The 8,084-nt window shown below is 69.6% G+C and carries 9 protein-coding genes; 3 read left to right on the top strand and 6 right to left on the bottom strand.

Translation table 11 applies throughout. The annotated features are described in order from the left end of the window. The 3 genes from AC1RJ9_RS28150 to AC1RJ9_RS28140 all read left to right on the top strand — a co-directional run. A partial coding sequence (locus AC1RJ9_RS28150; RefSeq protein ID WP_492841950.1) for a sensor histidine kinase occupies positions 1-1,094 on the top strand: 1,094 nt, incomplete at its 5' end. Continuing rightward, a complete protein-coding gene (locus AC1RJ9_RS28145) occupies positions 1,084-1,707 on the top strand; it encodes a response regulator transcription factor (protein ID WP_492841973.1) in 624 nt (207 codons plus the stop codon). The genes AC1RJ9_RS28150 and AC1RJ9_RS28145, both read left to right, overlap by 11 nt. A gap of 79 nt (positions 1,708-1,786) precedes the next feature. After that, entirely contained in the window at positions 1,787-2,194 is a 408-nt protein-coding gene (locus AC1RJ9_RS28140; RefSeq protein WP_492841971.1) for a response regulator, read from the top strand. 31 nt (positions 2,195-2,225) lie between these two features. Here the strand turns inward: AC1RJ9_RS28140 and AC1RJ9_RS28135 are convergent, their stop codons facing one another. The 6 genes from AC1RJ9_RS28135 to AC1RJ9_RS28110 form a co-directional block, all read right to left on the bottom strand. Then, on the bottom strand, positions 2,226-2,663 hold the full coding sequence (locus AC1RJ9_RS28135; protein WP_492841969.1) for a DUF411 domain-containing protein: 438 nt from the start codon (positions 2,661-2,663) through the stop codon (positions 2,226-2,228). 65 nt (positions 2,664-2,728) lie between these two features. Next, positions 2,729-3,991: an MFS transporter gene (locus AC1RJ9_RS28130; RefSeq protein ID WP_492841967.1), complete on the bottom strand. Its 1,263-nt coding sequence runs from the start codon at positions 3,989-3,991 to the stop codon at positions 2,729-2,731. Continuing rightward, complete coding sequence (locus AC1RJ9_RS28125) at positions 3,982-4,944, bottom strand: copper resistance protein B (protein WP_492841965.1); 963 nt, start codon at positions 4,942-4,944, stop codon at positions 3,982-3,984. Before AC1RJ9_RS28125 ends, AC1RJ9_RS28130 begins: the two co-directional genes overlap by 10 nt. Beyond that, entirely contained in the window at positions 4,941-6,629 is a 1,689-nt protein-coding gene (locus tag AC1RJ9_RS28120; protein ID WP_492841963.1) for a copper resistance system multicopper oxidase, read from the bottom strand. The genes AC1RJ9_RS28125 and AC1RJ9_RS28120 overlap by 4 nt, the downstream gene beginning before the upstream one ends. 26 nt (positions 6,630-6,655) lie before the next feature. Further along, entirely contained in the window at positions 6,656-7,681 is a 1,026-nt protein-coding gene (gene adhP / locus AC1RJ9_RS28115) for an alcohol dehydrogenase AdhP (RefSeq protein WP_492841961.1), read from the bottom strand. 22 nt (positions 7,682-7,703) lie between these two features. Beyond that, a partial coding sequence (locus AC1RJ9_RS28110; RefSeq protein WP_492841959.1) for an aldehyde dehydrogenase family protein occupies positions 7,704-8,084 on the bottom strand: 381 nt, incomplete at its 5' end.

Raw genomic sequence — 8,084 nt, 5'->3', positions numbered from 1 at the left:
CGATCCTGGCGACGGTGCCGGACGCGATGATCATCATCGACGAGGCCGGCGCCATCACCTCGTTCAGCGCGGCGGCCCAACGCCTGTTCGGCTATCGCGAGGCCGAGCTGATCGGCCGCAATGTCGCGTGTCTGATGCCCGAGCCGGACCATGGCCGGCACGACGCGTACATCAACCACTACCTGCAGACCGGCGAGCGCAGGATCATCGGCGTCGGCCGCGTCGTGGTGGGGCTGCGACGTGACGGGTCGACCTTCCCGATGGAGCTTTCGGTCGGCGAGGCGGGCGAGAACGGCCAGCGGCTGTTCACCGGCTTCATTCGCGATCTGACCGCCAAGGAGCAGGACGAACTGAAGCTGAAGGCGCTTCAGGCCGAGCTGGTTCATGTCTCCCGGCTGAGCGCCATGGGCACCATGGCCTCGACCCTGGCGCATGAACTCAACCAGCCTCTGGCGGCCGTCTCGCTCTATCTGGAGACGATCCGCGACATGCTGGAAGCCGAGCAGGGGGAACCCTTCGCCACCTTTCGCCGGGTCATGGACGAGGCCGCGCAGGAGACCCTGCGCGCTGGCCATATCGTGCGCCGCCTGCGCGACTTCGTGGCGCGCGGCGAGGTCGAGAAGAGCCTGCACGACCTGGCGCAGATGATCGGCGACGCCGGCCAGCTGGCGCTCGTGGGCGCGCGCGAGCGGGGGGTGCGCAGCTTCTTCGATTTCGATCCGGCGGCCACGCCCGTCCTCGTCGATCGGGTGCAGATTCAACAGGTCCTGGTCAACCTTATGCGCAACGCCATCGAGGCGATGGCGGACACCCCGATCCGCGACCTGAGAATCGCCACGCGCCTGCGCGGCGACGGCCTGATCGAGGTCACCGTCGAGGACACCGGTCCCGGCGTCGCCGAGGACGTCGGCGAACAGCTCTTCACGGCGTTCGTCTCGACCAAGACCGACGGGATGGGCCTGGGCCTGTCGATCTGCCGGACCATCATCGAGGCGCACGGCGGGCGAATCTGGTTGGAGCGGCCCGCGCTGGGCGGGGCCCGGTTTCATTTCACCTTGATCCACGCGGCGGGGGAGGAGGACTATGACGGATAAGCGGGTCATTCACCTCGTTGACGACGAAGAGGCCATCCGGCGCGCGGCCGGGTTTGCGTTGAAGGCGGTCGGCCTTGGCGTTGAGACCTACGCCTCGGGTGTCGAATTTCTGGCCCGGGCCCGGCCCACGACCCAGGGGTGCGTCATTCTCGACGTGCGCATGCCGGCGATGGACGGCCTTGAGGTGCAGACAGCCATGGCCGAGCGCGGCATCCACATGCCGGTGATCGTGCTGACGGGTCATGGCGACGTGTCGGTCGCCGTGCAGGCCATGAAGGCCGGCGCCGTCGACTTCCTGGAAAAGCCCTTCGAAAAGGCCGCGCTGTTGCGCGCGGTCGAGCGGGCGTTCGCGCGCATCGCCGACGCCGACATCCGCGCGATCGAGGCCGCCGACGCGCATGTGCGCATCGCCGCCCTCACGCCTCGGGAACGCGAAGTGCTGGAGGGTTTGGCCCAGGGCTATCCCAACAAGACCATCGCCTATGACCTTGGATGCTCGTCGCGCACCGTGGAGGTGCACCGCGCCAGCCTGATGGTCAAGCTGGACGTGCGCAACCTGTCCGAAGCGCTCAGGATCGCCTTCGCCGCCGGGATGGGCCGCAAGCTCAAGTGACTGCGAGGTTTACGTAGCGACCTGGAGACGGCCGACGTGCGAGGTTTGGCGGGCTTCAACCGGGTGTTTTGATCGCGCGATGTTATCGGTCAGTCCCTCGCCGCGCGATCGCCGCTATACGGTTCTGGTCTCCGACGATGATCCGGGCGTGCGACGCGGCCTGCTGCTCTTGCTTCGAGCCCGCGGCTACGCGGTGAGCGGCTACACCACCGGCAGCGCCCTCTTGGCCGACCCGCGCGCCAGGGAAGCCGACTGCGTGATCCTCGACTATCGGATGCCCGACATCGACGGCCTGACACTCCTGGATCATCTTCGGCGCCAGGGCTGGCGGGGGGACGCCATCCTGATCTCCGGCTTCTACGATGAGGACCTCGAGCAGCGCGCGCGCGCGGCCGGCTTCGACCAGGTGATCGCCAAGCCGGTGATCGGCCGGGCGGTGCTCGAGGCCCTGCGTCGGCGCTCGGCGATGGCGCGCGAGGCCCATTGACCCAAGCCCGGCGGGAGCCGGCCTCTGGATGTCAGTAGCGGGCGAAGACCCGCGCGCCGGCCGGCCCGAACGCCACGACGTCGTAGGGGCGCCGCGCGCCGCTCGGCGCGGCCATGCCCTCCGAACCGATCGGCATGCCGCCCACGGCCAGTCCCTTGACCCCCGCCGGACGGGCGGCCAACAGGCGCTTGATCTCGACGGTCGGCACGTGACCTTCGAGAACGACGCCGTCGACAAGGGCGGTATGGCAGGCGGCGAGCGCCGGCGGCAGCCCGGATTGGCGCTGCAGACCCGCGCGCGCGGCATGATCCCTGACGATCACCTTTCTGCCGAGTTTCGCGCGGACGGCCTGCGCCCAGGCCTCGCAGCAGCCGCATCCGGGGTCGCGGTAGAGCAGGACCTCCCCAGCCGCCAGCGCGACGCTGGGCAAGGCCAGGAACAGCAGAGCGGCGGCGAGACGGATTTTCATGAGGGGACTGCGGTGGCGTGAAGCTATGCGCGACGCGGACGCCGTCGCCGGACATGGCCGCGCGCTCACGCGGCTTCCCCGGCCGCAGGGACCGGCGTCGCGGTCCGGCGCCATAAGATCGGTAAAAGCGCCAGCAGGCCCAGCGACAGCCAGCCGATCGCCTCCAGGACGGCGGCTTGCCGATGCGGCGGCGCCAGGGCGATCGACATGGGCGCCAGGGCCTGACCGAGGCTGGCGGCCGTATGCTGCAGACCCAGCCTGAGCCCGGAGGGCCGCAGGGGGCCGCTGATCCAGAAGCTTGTGACCAGCCGAACGCTGGCCGAGCTCCAGCCGGCGATGGCGATGAGGCCGACGATCTCGATCGCGGTGGATGCGGAGCGGAAGAGGAACAGCGACAGGGCCAGGAGCGCGAGCGTGAGGCAGGCCAGGCGTCGGGGCGCGGTTACCAACCAGGCGACGCGGGTGTGGAACAACTGAGCCGCCAACATCGCCAGCCCGCAGAGGCTGAGCATTCCAGCGATCGCTTCGCGGCTCAGCGCGCCCTCGGGGCGAGTCACCAGCAGGCTGACATGCAGGGCGGCGAGCCCGCCGCCGCCAACGATGGTGACAAGCAGCAGGACAAGCGTGGCGACGCCCGACGGGGCCGGCGGGCGCCGACCTTGGGGACGGGCGGGGCAGCGGGCCGGCAGGCGCACGGCGCTGGTCGCCAGCGCCAGCGCCGGCACGGCGATGACGAGCGCGAGCATGAGCAGCGGCGTGTGGGGGAAGAGCCACGCGGACGCCTCCGAGAGCAGGGGGCCGAACAGTTCGCCGAGGAACATGAAAGCCGTCAGCCAGGTGAAGCGCCTGGCCTGCTCGCGTCGGCCGCCGGACGCGAAGTTCGTCGACAGCAGGGCCAGCGGGATGATGGCGGAGGCGGCCAGCCCGGCCAGCAGGCGAAGCCCGTACAGAATGGGCAGCGCGACCGCCCCGACCGGCGCGGTCGCCATCGCGAGCACGAAAAGCGCCGCGCGCAGAATGACGCGGTAGTCGATGCGATCGGCGAGCCATCCCCAAAGCGGCGCGAAGACCAGCGCCGCCAGGGGGTGTGCGGCCGTCAAGCTCGCGACATGAACATCGTGGACCCGCGAGCCCAAGTTGGCCTGACCGGCGTCGACGAGGGTGGGGAGAAAGGCGAGGATGGCGGTCTGGCCCGCCGCCGCGGCCGCGACCGCGAGAAGCAGCAGGATCGAGGCCGCCGTCCGGCTGCGGCCGCGTTCAGCGTCCGCCGCGGAGCAGGTTCTCCCATCTCCCGTTCGCCAAGGCCCCGCCCGGCGCTTCACCACCATGACCGCAAGCCGACGACCACGCGATGCTCGGCCGGCGGGTCGCGATCGGCGCGTCGGAAGTCGGCGGTGGCGCCGAGCGCCCGCTCCCAGACCAAGCCGACATAGGGCGCGACCTTGCGCGAGACCTCGTAGCGCAGGCGGGCGCTCAGTTCGACGTTGCTGAATCCACCGCCGAGCTCACGGTCAGCCGAGCGCTTGGAATAGAGGTTGGTTTCGACCTGCGGGGCCAGGATGAGCCGGTTGGTGAAGCGGACCTCGTAGGCGCCCCGGGCGCGGGCGGCGAGGCGGCCGTCGTCGCCGACATAGCCGGTCAGCTGGACGTCGAACCAGTAGGGCGCCAAGCCCTCGACGCCGGCGGCGAGCCAGGTGGTCGCGCCCTTGCCAAGATCCTGGCGAACGCCCAGCAGCGCGCCCCAGAACGGCGTCTTGCTGCGCCACCACAGCGCCTCGACGCTGCTCTCCGGGTCCAGGCGGCTCTTGGACGTCTTGAGGCCTTGGCTGCGCAGCCAGACCTTGTTGTCATCAGGCCCCTGAGTGACCAAGACGCTCCAGCCGACGCCCTGTCCTTCATTGCCTGTCGCCCACTCCATCTCGTCGACGAGAGCCTTGCGGATCGGCAGCGTGTCGGCCGTCTCGTAGCCCGGCAGCGTCGAATTGCGATAGCCGTCCGCATAGGCGTCGGAGTCACGGGCGTCCGGGGGAGCCTTGCCGCCCTGCATTCGTCCCATGGCCATGCCGCCGGCGGGCGTCGCGGCGCCGGACATATCCATGCCGGACATGTCCATGCCCGCATGATCGACGCTCGCCGAGGCGGCGTCCGAGGGCGCCGGGCTCGGCGGCGGCGGCGGGGCGTGCTGATGGGGGGCGTCCTGGGCGAAGGCAGGCGCGGCCGCGGCCGAGACGCTCAGGGCTAGGGCGAGCAGAAACCCTCGCGTGGCGGGCGGACAGGTCATGCGACGACCACCTCGCGGAACATGCCGGCCGCCATGTGGTAGAGCAGGTGGCAGTGGAAGGCCCATCGGCCCAGGGCGTCGGCGGTGACCCGAAAGCTGATCCGCTGGGCCGGCTGGATCACCACCGTGTGCTTGCGGACCTGGAACGCGCCGTCCGGCCCCTCGACGTCGCTCCACATGCCGTGAAGGTGCATCGGGTGGGCCATCATCGTGTCGTTGACAAGAACGATGCGCAGCCGCGCGTTGGGCTTGAAATGGAGCGGACGGGAGTCATTGAGCTTGACCCCGTCCAGCGCCCAGATGAAGCGTTCCATGTTGCCGGTAAGGTGCAGCTCGATCTCGCGCTCCGGCTCGCGGGGATCGGGATCGCCGCCGGGCGTGCGAAGATCCGCCAGGGTCAACACCCGCCAGGACCGCCCGCGCAGGCCCGCGCCGGGATCGTCGAGATTGGTGCGCGGATAATCGACGCGCATGTCGGTGTTGGCGCCGTACTCGCTGCGGGCGTGACGCGCCTTCGGGGGCGCGACCGCCGCGCCATGGCCGGCGTGTTCGCCGCCCATGGCGGCCATGGCGCCCATCATGTCGATCGGATCGAGCCAGGTGCGCGCATCGAGCGTCGGCGTGGGCGCGGTCATGCCGGGCGCCGGGGCGATGACGCCGCGGGCGAAGCCGGACCGGTCGATCGATTGGGCGAAGATCGTGCGGGCGCCGTCGCCCATGGTGAACTCGACGTCGTAGGTCTCGCCCGGCCCGATCCGGAACTCCTCGACCGTCACCGGCTCCACCGGCTGGCCGTCGGTCGAGACGACGGTCATCGCGACGCCGGGAATGCGCACGTCGAAGAAGGTCGCCGTCGCCGCGCCCACGAACCGCAGGCGAACCCGCTCGCCGGCGGCGGCTATGCCCGTCCAATTCCCGGCCGGCGGCGTTCCGTTCATCAGGTAGGTGTAGGTGGCGGCCGAGACGTCGCTGTAGTCCGTCGGGTTCATCCGCGACCGGTTCCACATCCGCCGCCGCGTCAGGGCCTGGCCCGCCCCCAGGCGGCTCACATCATCGAGGAAGTCGCCCGCCGTCGGCTGGGCGAAATTGTAGTAGCTGCTCAGCCTCTTGAGGTTCGTGAAGATCTGCAACGGCGGCTCGTCCGACCAGTCGCTCAGCAGGATGGCGTAGTCCCGGTCGGGCGCGGGTCCTGGCGGGGCGCGAGGCTCGACGATGATCGCGCCATAGAGTCCGGTTTGCTCCGCCAAGGTATGGGCGTGATACCAGTAGGTGCCAGCCTGGCGCAGCTCGAAGCGATAGGTGAAAGTCTCTCCGGGCGCGATCCCGGGGAAGCTGATACCCGGCACGCCGTCCATCTCGGCGGGTAGGATGATCCCGTGCCAGTGGATGCTGGACATCTCCTTGAGGCGGTTGCGGACCCGCAGGGTAACGGTGTCGCCCTCGCGCAACCGCAGAACGGGAGCAGGTACGGCGCCGTTCACCGCCGTGGCGATCCGACGCTTGCCGGTGAAGTTGACCGCCAGTTCGGCGATCTCCAGATCGAATTCTGTCCCGCGCAGCTCGGCGGTCGCGGCGGCGGCGGGGCCCGCCAGCAGCGCCGGCGAAACTCCGGCCACCGCCCCGCTGACCGCCAGGCCCTGGACGAAGCGGCGCCGCGTGGCGGGCGAGGAGGGACTGTCGAACATGGTGCGCTCGCGGCTGTGGCGGAGGATCAGGCCAGGTCGAGGACGACCCGGCCCTCGATGTCGCCGTGGCGCATGCGCGCGAAGACCTCGTTGATCTTCTCGAGCGGTTCGGCGTGAACGGTGGCGCGAACCTTGCCCTCGCCGGCGAAGGCCAGGGCCTCCATCAGATCCAGGCGCGTACCGACGATCGAGCCGCGCACGGTGACGCCGTTGAGCACGGTGTCGAAGATCGACAGCGGAAAATCCCCGGGCGGCAGGCCATTGAGGGCCACCGTCCCGCCGCGCCTGACCATGCCGAGCGCCTGCTGGAAGGCCTTGGGCGAGACGGCGGTGACGAGGACGCCCTGCGCGCCGCCGATCGCCGACTTGATGGCCGCGGACGGATCCTGCTCGCGGGCGTTGACGGTCACCGCCGCGCCAAGGCGCGTCGCCAGATCGAGCTTGCGATCGTCGATGTCGACCGCCGCCACGTTGAGCCCCATCGCCTTGGCGTATTGCACGGCCATGTGCCCCAGGCCGCCGATGCCGGAGACCACGACCCACTCGCCCGGCTTGGCCTCGGTCGCCTTCAGCCCCTTGTAGACGGTGACGCCCGCGCACAGGATCGGCGCGATATCGATGAAGCCGACATTGTCGGGAAGCTGGCCGACATAGTTGGGGTCGGCCAGGACATATTCAGCGAAGCTGCCGTTGACCGAATAGCCGGTGTTCTGCTGGCTCTCGCACAGGGTCTCCCATCCCCCCAGGCAATGCACGCAATGGCCGCAGGCGGTGTAGAGCCACGGCACGCCGACCCGGTCGCCCTCCTTGACGTGGGTGACGCCCGACCCGACAGCGGCGACGTGACCGACGCCTTCATGGCCAGGAATGAAGGGCGGGTTCGGCTTCACCGGCCAATCGCCCTCGGCGGCGTGCAGGTCGGTGTGACAGACGCCGGTGGCGGCGATCTTCACCAGGATCTGTCCGGGACCGACCGTGGGGATCGGCGCTTCCTCGATCACCAGCGGCGCGCCGAATTGGCGGACGACAGCCGCCTTCATGGTCTTGGCCATGGCTGTGCTCCTTTGCGAGGGATCAGAAGAGACCAAGGCCGTGCTCGTCGTAGGAGACGAGCAGGTTCTTGGTCTGCTGGTAGTGATCGAGCATCGCCTTGTGGGTCTCGCGTCCGAACCCCGAGGCCTTGTAGCCGCCGAAGGCGGCGTGGGCCGGATACTGGTGATAGCAGTTGGTCCAGACCCGTCCGGCCTCGATGGCGCGGCCGAGGCGATAGGCGGTGTTGCCGCTGCGGCTCCAGACGCCGGCGCCCAGACCATAGGGGGTGTCGTTGGCGATCGCGATCGCCTCGTCGAGGGTCTTGAAGGTCGTCACCGACAACACTGGGCCGAAGATCTCCTCCTGGAAGATCCGCATGCTGTTGTCGCCGACGAAGACGGTCGGCTGCACGAAATAGCCCCC

The organism is Caulobacter sp. GW822-FHT07D08 (assembly GCF_058798735.1).
The sequence above is the reverse complement of the archived record's forward strand: the minus strand, read 5'-3'. Positions and strand labels throughout refer to the sequence as shown.